The 15665-nt window shown below is 38.3% G+C and carries 17 protein-coding genes, 4 pseudogenes and 1 other annotated feature; of the genes and pseudogenes, 17 read left to right on the forward strand and 4 right to left on the reverse strand.

What is annotated here, in order from left to right; all coding sequences use genetic code 11:
• Nucleotides 1–125, reverse strand: a pseudogene (locus tag IYQ92_RS09580) (ISL3 family transposase); the annotation flags it as partial.
• A 14-nt stretch (nucleotides 126–139) separates the two neighbouring features.
• On the opposite strand from IYQ92_RS09580, the gene IYQ92_RS10410 reads away from it, so the two are divergent.
• Both IYQ92_RS10410 and IYQ92_RS09590 read left to right on the forward strand, forming a co-directional pair.
• The gene (locus IYQ92_RS10410) at nucleotides 140–553 is read left to right on the forward strand and encodes a transposase (RefSeq protein ID WP_195676453.1); all 414 of its coding nucleotides are present in this window, start codon (nucleotides 140–142) and stop codon (nucleotides 551–553) included.
• Nucleotides 554–1125: 572 nt separating this feature from the next.
• Entirely contained in the window at nucleotides 1126–2970 is a 1845-nt protein-coding gene (locus tag IYQ92_RS09590) for a rhamnan synthesis F family protein (RefSeq protein WP_420705759.1), read from the forward strand.
• Between the two features lie 87 nt (nucleotides 2971–3057).
• On the opposite strand, the pseudogene IYQ92_RS10555 reads toward IYQ92_RS09590, so the two are convergent.
• Nucleotides 3058–4250, reverse strand: a pseudogene (locus IYQ92_RS10555) (IS110 family transposase).
• A gap of 332 nt (nucleotides 4251–4582) precedes the next feature.
• Between IYQ92_RS10555 and IYQ92_RS09600 the strand changes: the two are divergent.
• On the forward strand, nucleotides 4583–5842 hold the full coding sequence (locus IYQ92_RS09600; RefSeq protein WP_195676440.1) for a glycosyltransferase family 4 protein: 1260 nt from the start codon (nucleotides 4583–4585) through the stop codon (nucleotides 5840–5842).
• 429 nt (nucleotides 5843–6271) lie between these two features.
• Here IYQ92_RS09600 and IYQ92_RS09605 read toward each other — a convergent pair whose 3' ends face one another.
• Nucleotides 6272–6535, reverse strand: coding sequence for a hypothetical protein (locus IYQ92_RS09605; RefSeq protein ID WP_195676441.1), 264 nt, complete (start codon nucleotides 6533–6535; stop codon nucleotides 6272–6274).
• Nucleotides 6536–6569: 34 nt separating this feature from the next.
• Here IYQ92_RS09605 and IYQ92_RS10655 point away from each other — a divergent pair, with 34 nt between their 5' ends.
• The 7 genes and pseudogenes from IYQ92_RS10655 to IYQ92_RS09645 all read left to right on the forward strand — a co-directional run bounded on the left by IYQ92_RS10655 (nucleotide 6570) and on the right by IYQ92_RS09645 (nucleotide 10919).
• A complete protein-coding gene (locus IYQ92_RS10655) occupies nucleotides 6570–6953 on the forward strand; it encodes a GBS Bsp-like repeat-containing protein (RefSeq protein WP_324253084.1) in 384 nt (127 codons plus the stop codon).
• Nucleotides 6931–6987: pseudogene (locus IYQ92_RS10660) on the forward strand (hypothetical protein); the annotation flags it as partial. The gene IYQ92_RS10655 and the pseudogene IYQ92_RS10660, both read left to right, overlap by 23 nt.
• A gap of 7 nt (nucleotides 6988–6994) precedes the next feature.
• Nucleotides 6995–7969 carry a GBS Bsp-like repeat-containing protein gene (locus IYQ92_RS09625; RefSeq protein WP_195676442.1) on the forward strand — a complete coding sequence of 325 codons (975 nt, stop codon included), beginning with the start codon at nucleotides 6995–6997 and terminating at the stop codon, nucleotides 7967–7969.
• On the forward strand, nucleotides 7920–8609 hold the full coding sequence (locus tag IYQ92_RS09630; protein WP_195676443.1) for a hypothetical protein: 690 nt from the start codon (nucleotides 7920–7922) through the stop codon (nucleotides 8607–8609). The genes IYQ92_RS09625 and IYQ92_RS09630 overlap by 50 nt, the downstream gene beginning before the upstream one ends.
• 175 nt (nucleotides 8610–8784) lie before the next feature.
• Entirely contained in the window at nucleotides 8785–8952 is a 168-nt protein-coding gene (locus tag IYQ92_RS09635) for a hypothetical protein (RefSeq protein ID WP_195676444.1), read from the forward strand.
• A gap of 229 nt (nucleotides 8953–9181) precedes the next feature.
• Nucleotides 9182–10402: a peptidase T gene (pepT, locus tag IYQ92_RS09640; protein ID WP_195676445.1), complete on the forward strand. Its 1221-nt coding sequence runs from the start codon at nucleotides 9182–9184 to the stop codon at nucleotides 10400–10402.
• Nucleotides 10403–10430: 28 nt separating this feature from the next.
• Nucleotides 10431–10919: an EbsA family protein gene (locus tag IYQ92_RS09645; protein ID WP_195676446.1), complete on the forward strand. Its 489-nt coding sequence runs from the start codon at nucleotides 10431–10433 to the stop codon at nucleotides 10917–10919.
• Here IYQ92_RS09645 and IYQ92_RS09650 read toward each other — a convergent pair.
• Nucleotides 10906–11103 carry a ferredoxin gene (locus tag IYQ92_RS09650; RefSeq protein ID WP_195676447.1) on the reverse strand — a complete coding sequence of 66 codons (198 nt, stop codon included), beginning with the start codon at nucleotides 11101–11103 and terminating at the stop codon, nucleotides 10906–10908. The two genes, IYQ92_RS09645 and IYQ92_RS09650, sit on opposite strands and share 14 nt — an antisense overlap.
• A 47-nt stretch (nucleotides 11104–11150) precedes the next feature.
• On the opposite strand from IYQ92_RS09650, the gene IYQ92_RS09655 reads away from it, so the two are divergent.
• From IYQ92_RS09655 to IYQ92_RS09685, 7 genes and pseudogenes are all read left to right on the forward strand, one after another.
• A complete protein-coding gene (locus IYQ92_RS09655) occupies nucleotides 11151–11648 on the forward strand; it encodes an SAG1386/EF1546 family surface-associated protein (RefSeq protein ID WP_195676448.1) in 498 nt (165 codons plus the stop codon).
• Nucleotides 11649–11657: 9 nt separating this feature from the next.
• Entirely contained in the window at nucleotides 11658–12338 is a 681-nt protein-coding gene (gene cmk, locus IYQ92_RS09660; protein WP_195676449.1) for a (d)CMP kinase, read from the forward strand.
• Nucleotides 12339–12361: 23 nt separating this feature from the next.
• Nucleotides 12362–12484, forward strand: a sequence feature (ribosomal protein L20 leader region).
• A 13-nt stretch (nucleotides 12485–12497) separates the two neighbouring features.
• On the forward strand, nucleotides 12498–13028 hold the full coding sequence (gene infC, locus IYQ92_RS09665) for a translation initiation factor IF-3 (RefSeq protein ID WP_195676450.1): 531 nt from the start codon (nucleotides 12498–12500) through the stop codon (nucleotides 13026–13028).
• Nucleotides 13029–13067: 39 nt separating this feature from the next.
• Entirely contained in the window at nucleotides 13068–13268 is a 201-nt protein-coding gene (rpmI, locus tag IYQ92_RS09670) for a 50S ribosomal protein L35 (protein WP_018364147.1), read from the forward strand.
• Between the two features lie 56 nt (nucleotides 13269–13324).
• Nucleotides 13325–13684: a 50S ribosomal protein L20 gene (rplT, locus tag IYQ92_RS09675; RefSeq protein ID WP_195676451.1), complete on the forward strand. Its 360-nt coding sequence runs from the start codon at nucleotides 13325–13327 to the stop codon at nucleotides 13682–13684.
• 150 nt (nucleotides 13685–13834) lie between these two features.
• A complete protein-coding gene (locus tag IYQ92_RS09680) occupies nucleotides 13835–14698 on the forward strand; it encodes an IS982 family transposase (protein ID WP_195676452.1) in 864 nt (287 codons plus the stop codon).
• A gap of 158 nt (nucleotides 14699–14856) precedes the next feature.
• Nucleotides 14857–15665: pseudogene (locus IYQ92_RS09685) on the forward strand (ISL3 family transposase); the annotation flags it as partial.

Below are 15665 nucleotides of genomic sequence, written 5' to 3' on the forward strand. Positions count from 1 at the left end.
AGTGGAGGCTGATAGTCTAGGCTAGCCTCAATCGTGATATGAGTATCAGCCTTAAAAACAGTCTTGATTTTGATATTTTTGTCTTTTAATCCGATGAGTTCTGTGGTATTCTTAAGTTGTTCCATAATCTCCGTAGTAGATTTACCCACTACAGAGTTTTGGTGTCCATTTTGCCTTAGACGGGAAGTATCTAGACAGTTACGCTAGTTCGTATCAAAAGAATAAGAAAAAACGGGACCACCGCTCTGATTTAGACGCTGATTTCTCCAAGAAAGAGACGCAATTACCTAACGGTCAGGTCTTACCCATTAAGCATTTTGGGTATCGTCTCCACTTGTTTGCGGATACTAAGTGCGGCTTACCAGTTGATTGGGAAGTGACACCAGCTTCTAAAGGAGAGCCGACAATTGCCGAAAGGATAATCAAAAACATGAGTCAGACCATTCTTGACAGAGCCAAGTGCCTAATGGCTGATAAAGGTTATAGTGGCAAGCCTCTTCAGACTCTCTTAGAAGAAGCCGCAATTATCCTTATCATTGACAATAAGCACTAGTAAGACCAAGGGTGGAGTCTGCCCTTTTGGGGAGGACAGTACTCCTTTCGATTCTAAATCACACTGAACAAGGCGATTTGAGCACACCATACTCTTTTTTGATGGTCAAAATGTTCCTCCAAAGAGTGATAGATGGCAAAAAATGGACTTTCGGAATTGATTTGGAACTCATTTCGAGTGGTAAAGTGCTTTGAGTTGTGTTATAGTGGATGTACATGGGATAGCCTTTCTAGTATTTTTTGGACAACTATATGTTATCAAGGCTAGCTCATTAAAGCAAAAAGCAACGGCATCAAAACCGTTGCTTTTTGTCTGGACTGGAACTGTTATTGTCCCAGACTCTTTTTCTTAGTGAAAAATACAGTCATTTAGTGTAAAATAGAAGTAATTCAGTAAAAAGATGGAAAAGAGTTATGAACAGAATAAAGCGTATTTTGAGTAGACTAAAACAGATTGTGCTGCGTGTGCCTCTCTATGCAAAAAAGTTAAAGGATAAGATTATTCGATTCTTTCTGTTGAGATACCGTCAGTTAACGAGAAAAAATAAGTATGGGAATTCTCCTAGACGTGTCTTGATTTACAATATTTTTGAATCTGGTGAATCATTACAAAAGCATAAACTTTTATTTTTAAAAGCTCTAAGCGAGATTGCTGACGACGTTCATATTATTGTCAATGGTAGCTTGAGTGAATCCGACGTGGCTTTGCTCAAGCCTTATGGTAAGGTAACTTTAAGAGAAAATAAAGGCTATGATGTTGCGGCTTTTAGACAAGGAATTCTTGAGCTAGGTCAGTCTGGGCTTGCTAATTATGATCAGTTGCTACTGGTTAATGATACCAATGTTGGCCCCTTTTCAGATTTAGAAAGTCTATTTAGAAGAATGCCTTCTGATAAACTGGATTTTTGGGGAATTTCTTTAGGAGAAATCCAGCTTGATTTTACTGGTCTTAATCCTTATGGCTATATCCCAGAACATGTTCAGACTTATTTTTTAGTGATTGAAAAAAGCCTTCTGAGCAGTCCATCTTTCTACCGTTATTGGGAAAGACTGGATGATACGGATTCGCGTCAAAAAGCTATTGGTAAACATGAAACAGTCTTTACCAAGTATTTTTCAAATCTTGGTTTTGTCTACGACGCTGTTATTCGTGATACTACTGATAGTGCCATGTACATCCATCCTCTTCGTGTTCTTAAAGAAGGGGCACCTCTTGTAAAGTTCTCTGCATTCTCAAACTATGATGATGACCAATTTATTTGGACTGGTTTGGAAAGAAAAAGTGAAGTTCCAGAGTTAATCAATTATATTTCAACTGAAACAGATTATCCTCTTGAAATTATCAATGATATTGTTGAGCAGTTCAAGAAAAAATCGCAAAATCAATATGTTCTTATTATTGATGGTGTGGAAAATATTATCCCACAATGTACCCGCTACCGTGTATTAAACAAAGCAGAACAATTGGAAAGATTAGGTTATCGGGTTAAGATTGTTAATCACTCGCAACTTGAACTCTTGGATGGTAAATACGCTAGTCATATTATCGTTTATCGAGCACCTGACAGTCCATTGCTAACCCATTTCTGTCAACTAGCAAAATTGACAGACAAAACAGTTTACTATGATATTGATGATTTAGTGTTTGATACGAAGTACACAGATCAACTTGAATATACTCAGAACTTGTCAACTATTGAAAAGGGCAATTATGATGCAGGTGTTCATGGTTATGGTCGTATGCTAGCTATGTGCGATGTTGCCATAACTTCCACAAAACACTTGGCTCTTGAATTAGCTAAATACAAAGAAAAGGTCATTTTAAATCGCAATGTTCTATCAAAGGAGTTACTAAACATTTCTTTGAAAACACTTCATCTTGTATCCGATAATCAAAAGATTAAGCTAGCTTATTTTTCTGGCTCAATCACTCATAATGAAAATTTTGAATTAATCAAGCCTGCTATCATTAATCTTTTAAAAAAATATAAACACTTAGAACTTCACCTAGCTGGACACTTAGATGTTCCTGCTGATATCGTCTGCTTTGGAGACCAGATTGTGACGCATCCCTATGTAGATTGGAAAGAATTGCCACAGTTGATTTCAAGCATTGATATAAATTTGGCTCCCTTGGTAGATGTCACTTTTAATCGTGCTAAATCTGAAATTAAATGGCTTGAAGCTGCTATTGTCAAGGTACCGACAGTGGCAAGCAAAGTGGGTTCTTTTGAGGAAATGATTTTAGATGGTCAGACAGGCCTTTTAGCAGACCCTAGTCAGTGGGAGGAAAAGCTGGAATTTCTTATTTTAGATGCCACTGCTAGAGAACGTATTTCTGATAATGCCTATCAATTTGTTAAAAATCATTGCACAACACAAAGTGAGATAAAAGATTTCTTGTTATTAGAAGAGTAAGTTTGAAAAAAATAAGGACTAATTGATTTATTGTTTATCCTAATTTTGAGCACACTAAAGAGAGACCTTAACCCCTGATTTTTGACATTAATTGACATTGAATCCGTGTTGTTGTGCAAAACGAACAGCGTCTTGAACAGACATCGTTTTATCAGGATTTCGTATTTCGGTTAGTCCTTGTAGAAGAGGATTGTAATTTTCTTGTTTTAAGAGGACTTGGTAAATAGAGACCAGTAATTTGCGACAGATAGCGATGATAGCTTTTCGGTGTCCACGGCGCTTCTTGAGTTTAAGATACTTATTTCTAAACTCAGGGTACTTCTCTGACTTGACGACAGCGTTAGCGATTTGTACGAGAAAAGGTTTGAGGTATCTACCACCTTTAGAAATACGAGTAGAATATTTCTTTCCGGCACTTTCATTGTTAGCTGGGACTAAACCTGCCCAAGAACAGAGTTTACCAGCTGAGTCAAAGAGTGTCATGTCTGCACCGATTTCAGAGATGACTTGAAGGGCAGAAAGTTCCTCTTTGAAACCAGGAACGGTTTGGATAAGTTTAACCTCTTGGCTATATTCAGCCCCTAGTTCCCAAATCATCTGCTCTAAATTCTCTTTACAAATAGCGAGAGCATCGTAATGAACTTTGATAACTTTAATCTTCTCAGCTTGTTCGGGTGTCACATCGCTATCCATAGCGATTTCCAAGTCTTGAACTTTATTCTTCATTTGTGAACCAGCTGCTCAATATTTGGTTTGTTTTCCGGATTGTCAAGGATGCTTTTGATAATAGCTTGGGCACTTTTTCCGAACACATCGGAAACGACACTTGCAATTTGAAGGTTAGACCAAGTGAGACAGTTTTGGTAACGGTTCTTCTCACTGACTTGAAGCTGTGTTAATTTCATGCGATAGCGAAAGAGGTCACGGAGTTGTCTGATTTTAAGAGGAGGGATAAAGCTAGAAGCCACTAAGTCGTGCTTAAAGAGGTCAGCTATCCGCTGAGCATCTTTCTTGTCGGTCTTCTTTCCTCGAATCGCTTTGACATACTTTGGGTGAGCCAAGCAGATAGAGCAGGATTTTTCGAGGATATTGAAAACAGGAATCCAGTACTTACCAGTTGATTCCATACAGACATCGAAGCAGGAATAATACTCCAACCAATCGCGTAGCTGAATGAGACCATTGGTAAAGGTTGAGAAGCGTTTACGATGGTACTCAGTGATTCCTTGCTTGTTGGTGATGGTAATAACCGCTACGACAAAGGTTTTATGGACATCAATCCTACAACAATTAGGGTAAACAAGATTAACATGAGGGGTCTCCCTTCATCAAAATTTGAGAAGAGCCTATCCCTTGACTGCTTATTCCTTACACAAACGAGTCGCTTATCCAATTATAAGTTTACGTGCTCTTAGTCACAGTTAGTTGTGCTTGATAGGAAGAACCACACCTATAAACATGCGAGGTAGTGGTGTACCACTCACTTAATCACCTCACCGTGATTTGTAGTAGTGATGGGGCTTCTCCTTATATTATAGACAAAAACAAAAAGTACAGCACCTTTTCATTTAGTGTTGTGCCTTGAGTGAAACGAAAGGAATGAATTATAAGTATGAAAAAGATTTTATTTGTATCGCCAACTAGCACCTTTGATAATGGTGCTGAGAAGTCCATCTTTTATTTGATGGAACTTATGATTGCTAGAGGGTATAAGGTTTTTAATGTTTGTCAAAAGCTTCCTGATGCTATGCTTGAAAAGCATATAGATGTTTATAAGGAAGCTGGTATAACTAATATTTATCTCCCAGCTGTTAAGTGGTGGTGGGAGGATGCTCCCGGAGAGATTAATGCGACTAAAGAACAGCTTGCCACTTCGTATAGGCAAAACATTGAGGATATTTCTGAAATTTTGACTAAGTACGAGATTGATTTAGTTATTTCAAATACAGTCAATGTCTTTCAGGGGGCTGTCGCAGCTGCTTTAAACCAAATTCCTCACTATTGGTTGATTCATGAATTTCCCGAAAAAGAATTTGCTTATTATTTAGATAAATGCGACTTTATTTCAGATTATTCTACTGAGATTTTTAGTGTGGCAGGAAATCTTAATCAGAGTCTCCAACATTTGTTCCCCAATCGTCAAGTTAGAAATTTTATCCCTTACACCAAAATTTTAGATTTTCAAATTCCTAAGGGGGAGAAAAAAAGAATTGTGTGTGTAGGACGTCTCACAGAAAGAAAAAATCAACTAGAACTGATTAAGGCTTTTGAGTTGTTGAAAAAACAAGGCTATTCAGATTTGGAGCTGGTATTTATTGGCTCGTGGGATGGAGACTATAAGGACAAATGTGATGCCTATATCAAAAAACAGGGCTTAGAATCTGTTTCGTTTTTAGGTCAAAAAGATAATCCGTGGGAAGAATTAACAGATAAAGATATTTGCGTCTTTACCTCTTCACAAGAGACTTTTGGTATGGTCTATGTTGAAGCTGTTTTAAAAGGCTTACCTGTTATTATTTCGGACAATTTAGGACATAAGACAGCTTTTGATTTGATACAAGTTGGTAAAATGTATGAGTTGGGAAATATGGAACAGCTAGTATCCTTTATAAAAGAAAGCCTGGAAGATTTTGATAATGAATTTATTCAGGCACAAGAGGATAAGAAAAAGGTCGCAACTGCCTATACGATTGAGCAAGTTTACAAAGAAATAATAGATCAAATAGAGCAGATGACTGATGTTGTTCAGCCTAACTCCATTCGTCACCTTGAGTCAATTGTTTCTACTAATCCTAAAACAACAAAATTAGAACGTGCTGCTTTAAAATTAAGTAATGCACTCTATCGCCTCAGACGAAAAATTGAAGGATAATAAGAAGGGAAATTGAGCTACTTTCAATTCTCCTTTTACTATTAAGAAATCTTGAATCAGAATTTCAAAATGTTATAATATTAGAAAATTAGGAAAAGAGAAAAATTTTGGAAAAGAAAAAATTAAGACCCTATCTCATTACCCCTTGGTCGTATCAGTTTTCTTGAGTGCGAACTCAGTTTATGCAGAAGAAACGGCAGCTTCTATTCCAGCAACTACCACTGACCGAGCTGTCACTTTAACTAGTACATCCAGCTCATCTCAAATCAGTCGAGAACAAGAAGTGAAAGTAACTTCCCAACCACCTACAAGTGACTCTTCTCAGGCAGCTCCTAAGAGCACTCCTACTAGCTTGACAGAAGCGAGCTCATCAGCTGTCACCCCCTCTTCAGAGGAAAAATACATTCTGAACTAGCCGATGCCTCTTCATCAGAAAAAAACAGTAGCGGAATCAGAAGTGACTGTCGCAACAAATGCAGAAACAGTAGCCGAGTCATCCTCCGCTTCAACTGATACCCAGTCGGTTACTACGCTCTCAATTGCGTCAAATTCTTCCACTGCCCAAGTAGCTGCCTTGACCAGTTCTATAGTCGCTAAAAAGGTAACAGCCTCAGCTTCTCTGGCAACTTTAGCCGCTCCTAAAAAAGATGTTCCTCTGGTGGAAGTTGAGATTTCAGGCACTAAGCTAAACATCTAGTACAATGGCACCAAGGCCACGGATGAAAAAATTGCCTTTGCGGTCTGGTCCAATGATCAAGATGACTTGCACTGGTATGATGCCGATGCCAAGGGAGCGACCTACGTTGAGCTGTCTCGCCACAAGTCTTACGGTCTCTACTTTGTGCACCCCTATGCCTTCAGCGCTAAAGTTCCTCGCAGTCTCAATGGTATGACGGTGACCTTACCTAAGCCCAAAATTGAAACCACTATTAAGCAAGTTAATCAAACTCAGTTTGAAGTCCTGGTGAGAAAAGTGCCAGCAACTATTACCAGCATTACAGTCCCTGTTTGGTCTGATAAGAATGGTCAGGACGACCTGAAATGGTATCAGGTCACCAAGATTAGCAAGAACGGTGACCTGATACCAGGTGACGGTCAGCCAAGTCCCTGACTACATCAGCTCCATTACCTTACCAACTTGGAGTGACTGTAATGGGCAGGATGATCTCAAGTGGATCGCAACAACTAAGCAAGCCAGCCGACGGAACTTACCAAGCCATCATCAACTTACAAGACCATAATTTTGACGCGGGGCATTACAGCGTTCATGTTTACGGTCAAAGTCGCTTGGGCGATCAATTTCTTTGTTTAGCAGGAACCGAAGGCTTCACTGTTAAGGAAAATCAGGTAGTTTTTACCCAGCCAGAAGCCAAGGTCATCAATTACCAGAAGGAACAAGGAACTTTAGAAGTGCAGGTTTCGGAAACTGTAACTTCTAAAGTTATCAAACAGGTTCGTGTAGCTGCTTGGTCAGAAAAGAATCAGGAAAACTTGCATTGGTACAGTACAACTGAGCTCAAGGAAGACCGTGCTGTGCTTAAGGTGGACACATTTTACCAGCAATTCAAATCAGGAAATTATACAATTCATACTTATTTAGATTATTCCGATGCCACTACTTCAGACTTTAACTTAGGACAGTGGCAGTTGACGGCTCATAAGACACCGCTTACTGAGATTTTAAGCTTAGCAGAGTCTTATAAAGGTATTTTGACAGGCAGTCAGGCGCATAAAAATCTTGTTAATACATATAATTCTATCCGTCCATTGCCAGTAGGATACACGGTTAAATATGATGATTGGTGTGATGTTTTTGTTTCAACTATTTTTATCAAATCAGGGCTTTCCCATCTTATTGATCGTGAATGTGGAGTACAATGCCACATTAATCTGATGAGTGATAAGAGAATTTGGCTTGGGAAAATATCTACACCGAAAGCGGGAGATATTGTGACGTTTGATTGGGATGATAATCGTTTTGCTGATCATATTGGAATTGAAAACGGTAAGATTCGGACAATTAAAGGTAACACAACTATGCCAGGTAGAGATATAAGAGGCGTTAATACTAAATCTTATGACATCAATTCGCAATATATCAAAGGTTTTGCTCGTCCTAAATATTAAGAAAAGTTTTAAACCTAAGGGGGATTCAGATGAAAAAGAAAACTCTAATTTTTTATACAGTTTGCTACTGGTGGTTTGCTTGTCTAGTTGTTCAACAATTAATAGGTCCAATACAAAACAATCCTCAGTTTCAAATAATTCTTCCAACCAGTCATCTTTTTCAAGTTTAATGAGTCAATCCAATTCGACTTCTAACACATCCAACAACTCAACAAATATAAGCTCAAGTGGTGAAAAACAGTCGGAGGAGTCTAGTAAAGCAGATATGAAAGAAAAAGCAATTAATGGAATTGATACGGGTCAAATTCTATTGTCTAATTATGATAGTTTAGTTGGAACATGGACCAACAATAATAATGAATCTATTTTGTTTAATTCACAAGGGATTGCATCAGATGGTTGGTTTGCTACGAATATTGATATTGATGCAGATGGGGTGCTTATTTTAACTGTTACTCATGGGACAGACTACAATAATTTTTATATTATTCCAGCAGGTAAGAAATTAAATGATAGTTATTTTCCAGAAGGTTATTCTGATAGTTCAGACGCAAGTACAGATCGCATTGTTTCACATTTAAGTATGTTTGATCAAATGAATCAATATTCCAATATTGTTTATTATCATGTTTCGCGTTAGATGTTTAGTTCAGAAAATCTAATGTATAAAATGATAGACAGGAGCAAATTTTAGAAAGGCATCAATAACAAGAAGGAATAGGGGAAACTTTGAAGTGTAAGTTAGTGAGATAGCGACCTTCAAGGATATCAAAACTGTCCGTGTAGCTACTCGGTCAGAAAAGAAACAGAAAAACTTGATTGATGTTAATAAATTCGGTAAAAAAACTTTTGGGTTGCTCGTTATACCAAAGGCTATACTTAATATGACGCAAGATGAAGCAAAACTCAGTAAAGATTATTTAGAAAATGCTGCTTGGCAATACACAAGTGTCTCTCCAAAAACTAGCAAATCATATACTTGATGAGAGTATTGACTATAGTGGTCGTTTCACTGTTTTATAGATAAAACAATCGAAAAGGTAAGCAGAGACTTGCCTTTTTTGATATAATTAAGAGTGACGATGTATGATTAGAGAATGACTATTGAACGTAACGGACTTTTTGATTAGTACCTATTATGATTATTAAAAGAGGTCAAATGACGGTGTTTTTATGTTATAATAGTCCAGAGAAAATACAGGTAGGTGAAATATGTCTTATTCAAATCTTTTAGACCGTTTTTTGACTTATGTCAAAATCAATACACGTAGTAATCCAGATAGCACTACGACGCCAACGACGCAGAGTCAGGTTGACTTTGCGCTTAATATTTTGAAGCCAGAGATGGAAGCGATTGGCTTGCAAGATGTTCACTATTTGCCTTCAAATGGCTATTTAATTGGAACATTGCCTGCAACGACAGATAAAATCACACGTAAAATCGGCTTTATCTCTCACATTGATACCGCTGACTTCAATGCTGAAGGTATCAATCCACAGGTTGTCGAATACACTGGCGGTGAGATTACTTTAGGAACATCAGGCTTCGCTTTAAAACCAGAAGAGTTTCCAAATCTTAACAATTATCCAGGTCAAACTTTGATTACAACTGACGGGACAACTCTGCTCGGTTCAGACGATAAATCAGGCGTTGCTGAAATTATGACAGCTATGGAATATTTGGCAACTCATCCAGAAATTGAGCACGGTGAAATCCGAGTTGGTTTTGGTCCAGACGAAGAAATCGGTATCGGTGCTAATAAGTTTGATGTTAACGATTTTAATGTTGATTTTGCCTATACTGTTGATGGCGGACCGCTCGGAGAATTACAATATGAGACTTTCAGTGCAGCAGGCTTAGAAATTGATTTCATTGGACGCAATGTCCACCCAGGAACTGCTAAAAATCAAATGATTAACGCCCTTCAAATGGCAATTGACTTCCATAATCAGTTACCAGAAGCAGACCGCCCAGAGGTTACAGATGGATACGAAGGTTTCTACCATTTGCAATCAATTGAAGGTAGCGTTGATGAAGCGCATGCTTCATACATTATCCGTGACTTTGAGGATGAGTCTTTTGAAAATCGCAAAGCTTTCATCCGACAAATCGCCGATAAGATGAACTCAGCATTTGGTGAAGAACGCGTTAAAATTAATCTTTACGACCAATATTACAACATGAAAAAAGTCATTGAAAAAGACATGATGCCAATTGAATTGGCAAAAGGTGTTATGGAAGAACTTGATATCAAGCCAGTCATCGAACCAATTCGTGGCGGTACAGACGGCTCAAAAATTTCCTTCATGGGTATTCCAACTCCAAACCTATTTGCGGGTGGTGAAAATATGCATGGTCGTTTTGAATTCGTAAGTCTTCAAACAATGGAAAAAGCAGTGGATGTGATTCTTGGAATCGTCCAAAAAGCTTAATAAGATTGGATAAGATTGGGGTGATAGCATGATAAAATTATTTGGTAGAGAAAGATATCATTGGCAGCCAGAGTTATCTTGGGCCATCATTTATTGGTCAATTGCTGTAGCTCCAATTTTTATCGGTCTGTCTTTACTTTACGAGCATACAGAGATTCCAAGTCAGGTTTTTATTCTATTTGCTCTGTTTATTATTCTAGTTGGTATCGGTTTTCATCGTTATTTCTTGATAGAGAATGGGAATCTTCGCATTATTTCATTTAATATTTTCAGAAAATCACGCATTGCTATTTCACGCATTGAAAGAATCGATGTTACCAAATCAGGTTTGACTTTGGTTGTAAAAGGTCAAAAAGACCGCATTTTTTACATGAGAAAATGGTCTAAGAAATATTTTCTTGATGCGCTAGCTTTGTGTCCAGAATTTCAAGGAGAGGTTGTTCTTCTTGATAATTTCATCAAATTGGATTATTTTGAAGCTTATCGGAATGAAAAAAAAGCTCCTACAAAATCGTAAGAGCTTTGGTCGGACAGGACTTGACAGCTATCAGTGTGTCATTATCGGTATTGGCGATTTCTTTTTCTAGGTTGTCGCTGTTGTTAAATTTGACAATACCATCATCGTGATAGTCAAAAACGTTTGAATAAGTTTGACATAGCCCGCAGGCGATACATTTTTCTGGAATGATTGAAACTTTCATAGTTCTATTTTAATACGATTTTAGTTATTTAACAAGGGGGAGAAGGCATGGCTAAAAAACCATGGGAAGAAAAAGTTGTCGAAGACAACAAAGAAACAATTAAGCGAACAGCTAAGGGATCAGGGGTTAGTACACCTTGGATTACGGCATTTTTGAGTGCTTTCTTTATTGTTGTCGTTGCTATTTTGTTTATTGTATTTTATACATCAAATCGCGGGGGCAATCAAACTAAAGAAACATCAGGTTTTTACGGTGCCTCTACGAGCAAAGTTACTTCATCAAGTAAAAAAGAAAGTAGCAGTGTGGCAGAAAGTACAGCAACTAGCGAATCTTCTGCAGCAGAGTCAACGGCATCTTCATCTAGTGAAACATCATCATCGTCATCAGGAAATGGTGAAACAATCGTTGTTCAAGCAGGTGAGGGAGCTGCCTCAATCGCAGCTAGAGCTGGAATTTCAGTCAGTCAATTGGAAAGCTTGAATCCAGATCATATGACACAAGGTTACTGGTATGCCAATCCAGGTGATGCTGTTTATATTAACTAAGGGAGAATTATGAAGTTGATTAGAATCGCTATTGATGGTCCAGCCTCAAGTGGTAAAAGTACAGTAGCTAAAATTATTGCTAAAAACTTGGATTATACTTATCTCGACACAGGCGCTATGTACCGCTCTGCAACATATTTAGCGTTAAAAAATGGTTTAGGCGAGAAAGATGTCAATGCCATTTTGGATCAATTAGCAGAGCATCCCATCTCATTTGGTCGTGCCGAAGATGGGAGCCAAACAGTCTTTGTTGGTGACCAAGATGTTACCCTTGCTATCCGACAAAACGATGTGACTAACAATGTTTCTTGGGTATCAGCTCTACCTGAAATTCGTGAAGAATTGGTTAACCAACAGCGTCGCATCGCTGAAGGTAGCGCTATTATCATGGATGGTCGTGATATCGGAACAGTCGTTTTACCAGATGCGGAATTGAAGATTTTCTTAATAGCATCTGTTGAGGAACGTGCAGAGCGTCGTTTTAAAGAAAATCAAGAAAAAGGGATTGAGTCAGACTTTGAGACTTTGAAGGAAGAAATTGCTGCGCGTGACTATAAAGATAGCCATCGAAAGCTATCCCCTCTAAAAGCAGCAGATGACGCCATCACTTTTGACACAACCGGTGTTTCGATTGAAGGTGTTGTAAACTTTATTCAAGAAAAAGCAGAGAAAATGATTGACATGAATTAACTCTCGTGTTATACTAGTAACAATGAGAAAAGCAGAAGTGAGAACTTCTCGCCTTGCGACTTAGGTTGTCTGGCCCAACATGTCAAATCCTTAAAGGGATATTATGTGTGCGGGCTTGTATATCAAGTCCGCTTTGTTTTTCTCTAAAAAAATAAAGAGGTGAAGATCATAGCTAAGAAAGATCTATTCATTAATGATGAAATTCGCGTCCGTGAAGTTCGTCTAGTTGGTCTTGAAGGTGAACAATTGGGTATCAAACCATTGTCAGAAGCACAAGCAATTGCTGATGATGCTAATGTCGATTTGGTACTTATCCAACCACAAGCTACGCCACCTGTTGCGAAAATTATGGACTATGGTAAGTTCAAATTTGAGTATCAAAAGAAACAAAAAGAGCAACGTAAAAAACAAAGCGTTGTTACTGTTAAGGAAGTCCGTCTTAGCCCAGTTATCGATAAGGGTGACTTTGAGACAAAACTTCGTAACGGTCGTAAATTCCTTGAAAAAGGAAATAAAGTCAAAGTTTCTATTCGTTTCAAGGGACGTATGATTACTCATAAAGAAATTGGAGCAAAGGTCTTGGCTGAATTTGCTGAAAAAACGCAAGATATTGCGATTATTGAGCAAAGAGCTAAAATGGATGGTCGTCAAATGTTCATGCAACTTGCACCAATCCCAGACAAGAAATAATTGTCGACTTTATAGTATTATTTAAGAGGAGAAATTAAAATGCCAAAACAAAAAACACACCGCGCATCAGCTAAACGTTTCAAACGTACAGGTTCAGGTGGATTGAAACGCTTCCGTGCCTTCACATCACATCGTTTCCACGGTAAAACTAAAAAACAACGTCGTCATCTTCGTAAAGCAGCAATGGTGCATTCAGGAGATTACAAACGTATTAAAGCAATGCTTACTCGCCTTAAATAATAAGGTCTCTGTAAACATTTACTACACATTATAAAGAATTTTTGGAGGAAATATAAATGGCTCGTGTTAAAGGTGGAGTTGTTTCACGTAAACGTCGTAAACGCGTACTTAAATTAGCTAAAGGTTACTATGGTGCAAAACACATCTTGTTCCGTACTGCAAAAGAACAAGTAATGAATTCTTACTACTATGCATACCGTGACCGTCGTCAAAAGAAACGTGACTTCCGTAAACTTTGGATCACACGTATCAATGCAGCTGCTCGTATGAACGGATTGTCATACTCACAATTGATGCATGGTTTGAAATTGGCTGAAATTGAAGTTAACCGTAAAATGCTTGCTGATTTGGCAGTTAACGATGCAGCAGCTTTCACAGCTCTTGCAGAAGCAGCTAAAGCAAAACTTGGTGAATAATTATCAAAAATAAGGAATGGCTAATTGGAGTCATTCCTTATTTTTACTTTAGAATGTAATTTACCCGTGGTGCTAGTTAATTTCAAAATACCATAAAAAGCCCAAAAGGACTATACTGTAAGTGACTAAACAAACAGAGAGGACGTCCCAATGAGCCACTTACAATATACCGCTAAATCTCATCACTTACAATGGAATTTGAAACAATTATCAAAAATATGCCATCAGCTGTATAGGAATTACTGTCCTGAATCTTTCAAACATCGTCGAAATGTTAACCTATCTAAGGTTTCAGACCAATCTCTATTAGTCTTACTTATCTTGCAAGCTGAACTAGGCATTAAGTCACAATGTCATTTCTATCGTATCTGTCAATTCTTTCCTTGTGGTCGTCTCCTTGAAAGAAGTCGTTTTAACCGACGAACAAGACAGTTAATCTGGTTAATTCAAATCATTCGTCAAGCTATGAATAACCAATTATCTCCTGATATAGTTGTTATCATAGATAGCTTCCCCTTGCCACTTTGTCAATCTGTTCGCAATCATCAAGCAAAAATTTTTGAAGGAACGGCAGACATTGGGTACAATGCTTCAAAACACCTGTGGTTTTATGGCTTCAAAGTGCATATGCTAGTCACTCTATCAGGCTATATTCTGAACTACGTTGTGACACCAGCATCTGTTCACGATATTAGAGCCGTTGAGGACTTACTAGAAAATTGCCAACAACCTTATATTTTGGCAGACTTAGGCTATCTTAGTAGGGATCTTAAAGATCATTTGGTTCAAAAAGGCTATCATCTATGGACTCCTTTACGTCAAAACATGACAGGAGCTAACCAACATAATCATTGGAAACTGATGGCTATGAGACGAACCATTGAGACACGATTTTCAGAGCTTTGCGCTCTTTTTGATGTAGAGCATACATTGGCTAGAGGAGAAACAGGAGTGCAATTGAGGATAGAGCAAATCGTACTAGCCTATAATCTGAGATATTTTGAAATTAACTAGCACCACGGGTGTAATTTACCTTATACAAGGTTGTATGGCCTATTGTCAACTGTAGTGGGTAAATCTACCACAGAGATTATGGAGCTTTTTCAGTATATCAAAAAAGCTCCATAAGACTTATAATGAAAAGCGACTAAACAACTCATTAGGAAGACCTTATGGAACAACTTAAGAATACCGCAGAACTCATCGGATTAAAAGACAAAAATATCAAAATTGAGACTATTTTTAAGGCTGATACTCATATCTTGATTGAGGCTAGCCTAGACTATCAGCCTCCACTCTGCCCTCACTGCAAAAGTCAGATGAGCAAGTACGACTTTCAACGAGCCTCTACCATCCCAATCCTTGATGTCCAAGGCATGCTAACGGTCCTCAAACTCAAGAAGCGACGGTTTCAGTGTAAGGGCTGTCGTCGTGTGACGGTTTCTGAGACTAGCTTAGTCAAGAAGCATTGCCAAATCTCGAAGACTGTCCGCCAGAAAATCACACAATACCATACCGAAAAGTTAACTAATACTGCCATCGCTAAGAGACTCCACCTTTCAGTATCTCTTGTCCAACGTCAGCTGGAAGCTTTCACCTTCAGGGAAGACTTTACTCGTCTTCCTGAGGTTCTATCAGTAGATGAATTTTCTCAGAACAGGGGACAACTGGCCTTCATCGCTCAAAATTTTGAGACCAGAAAGATTGTCACTCTCCTTGAAAACAACCGACAAACCACCATCAAAAACTACTTTTATCGCTATCCTAGAACTGTTCGTGAGGCGGTTAAAGCCGTTACTGTGGACATGTCTGGGTCTTATATTCCAATCCTAAGACCCTTCGCTCTCCTATTTTTAGGCTCAGACTGTTTCACTCCCCAAAGCTAAAATCGTGCTTGACCGCTTCCATATTGTCCAACACCTTGGCAGAGCTATGATGGCGACCAGAATTGCCATGATGAAGACCTTTGATAAAAAGTCTC

Source organism: Streptococcus sp. HF-1907, from assembly GCF_015594605.1.
Classification (GTDB): Bacteria; Bacillota; Bacilli; order Lactobacillales; family Streptococcaceae; genus Streptococcus.

Coding starts and splice junctions, on each gene's coding strand:
- IYQ92_RS09650 (WP_195676447.1), bottom strand. CDS start 11,103: ATGAAAGTTTCAATCATTCCAGAAAAATGTATCGCCTGCGGGCTATGT.
- IYQ92_RS09630 (WP_195676443.1), top strand. CDS start 7,920: ATGACATCAATTCGCAATATATCAAAGGTTTTGCTCGTCCTAAATATT.
- rpmI (WP_018364147.1), top strand. CDS start 13,068: ATGCCAAAACAAAAAACACACCGCGCATCAGCTAAACGTTTCAAACGT.
- IYQ92_RS09605 (WP_195676441.1), bottom strand. CDS start 6,535: ATGTTTAGCTTAGTGCCTGAAATCTCAACTTCCACCAGAGGAACATCT.
- cmk (WP_195676449.1), top strand. CDS start 11,658: ATGAAGTTGATTAGAATCGCTATTGATGGTCCAGCCTCAAGTGGTAAA.
- IYQ92_RS09645 (WP_195676446.1), top strand. CDS start 10,431: ATGATAAAATTATTTGGTAGAGAAAGATATCATTGGCAGCCAGAGTTA.
- IYQ92_RS09625 (WP_195676442.1), top strand. CDS start 6,995: ATGGGCAGGATGATCTCAAGTGGATCGCAACAACTAAGCAAGCCAGCC.
- rplT (WP_195676451.1), top strand. CDS start 13,325: ATGGCTCGTGTTAAAGGTGGAGTTGTTTCACGTAAACGTCGTAAACGC.
- IYQ92_RS09655 (WP_195676448.1), top strand. CDS start 11,151: ATGGCTAAAAAACCATGGGAAGAAAAAGTTGTCGAAGACAACAAAGAA.
- IYQ92_RS09600 (WP_195676440.1), top strand. CDS start 4,583: ATGAAAAAGATTTTATTTGTATCGCCAACTAGCACCTTTGATAATGGT.
- IYQ92_RS09680 (WP_195676452.1), top strand. CDS start 13,835: ATGAGCCACTTACAATATACCGCTAAATCTCATCACTTACAATGGAAT.
- pepT (WP_195676445.1), top strand. CDS start 9,182: ATGTCTTATTCAAATCTTTTAGACCGTTTTTTGACTTATGTCAAAATC.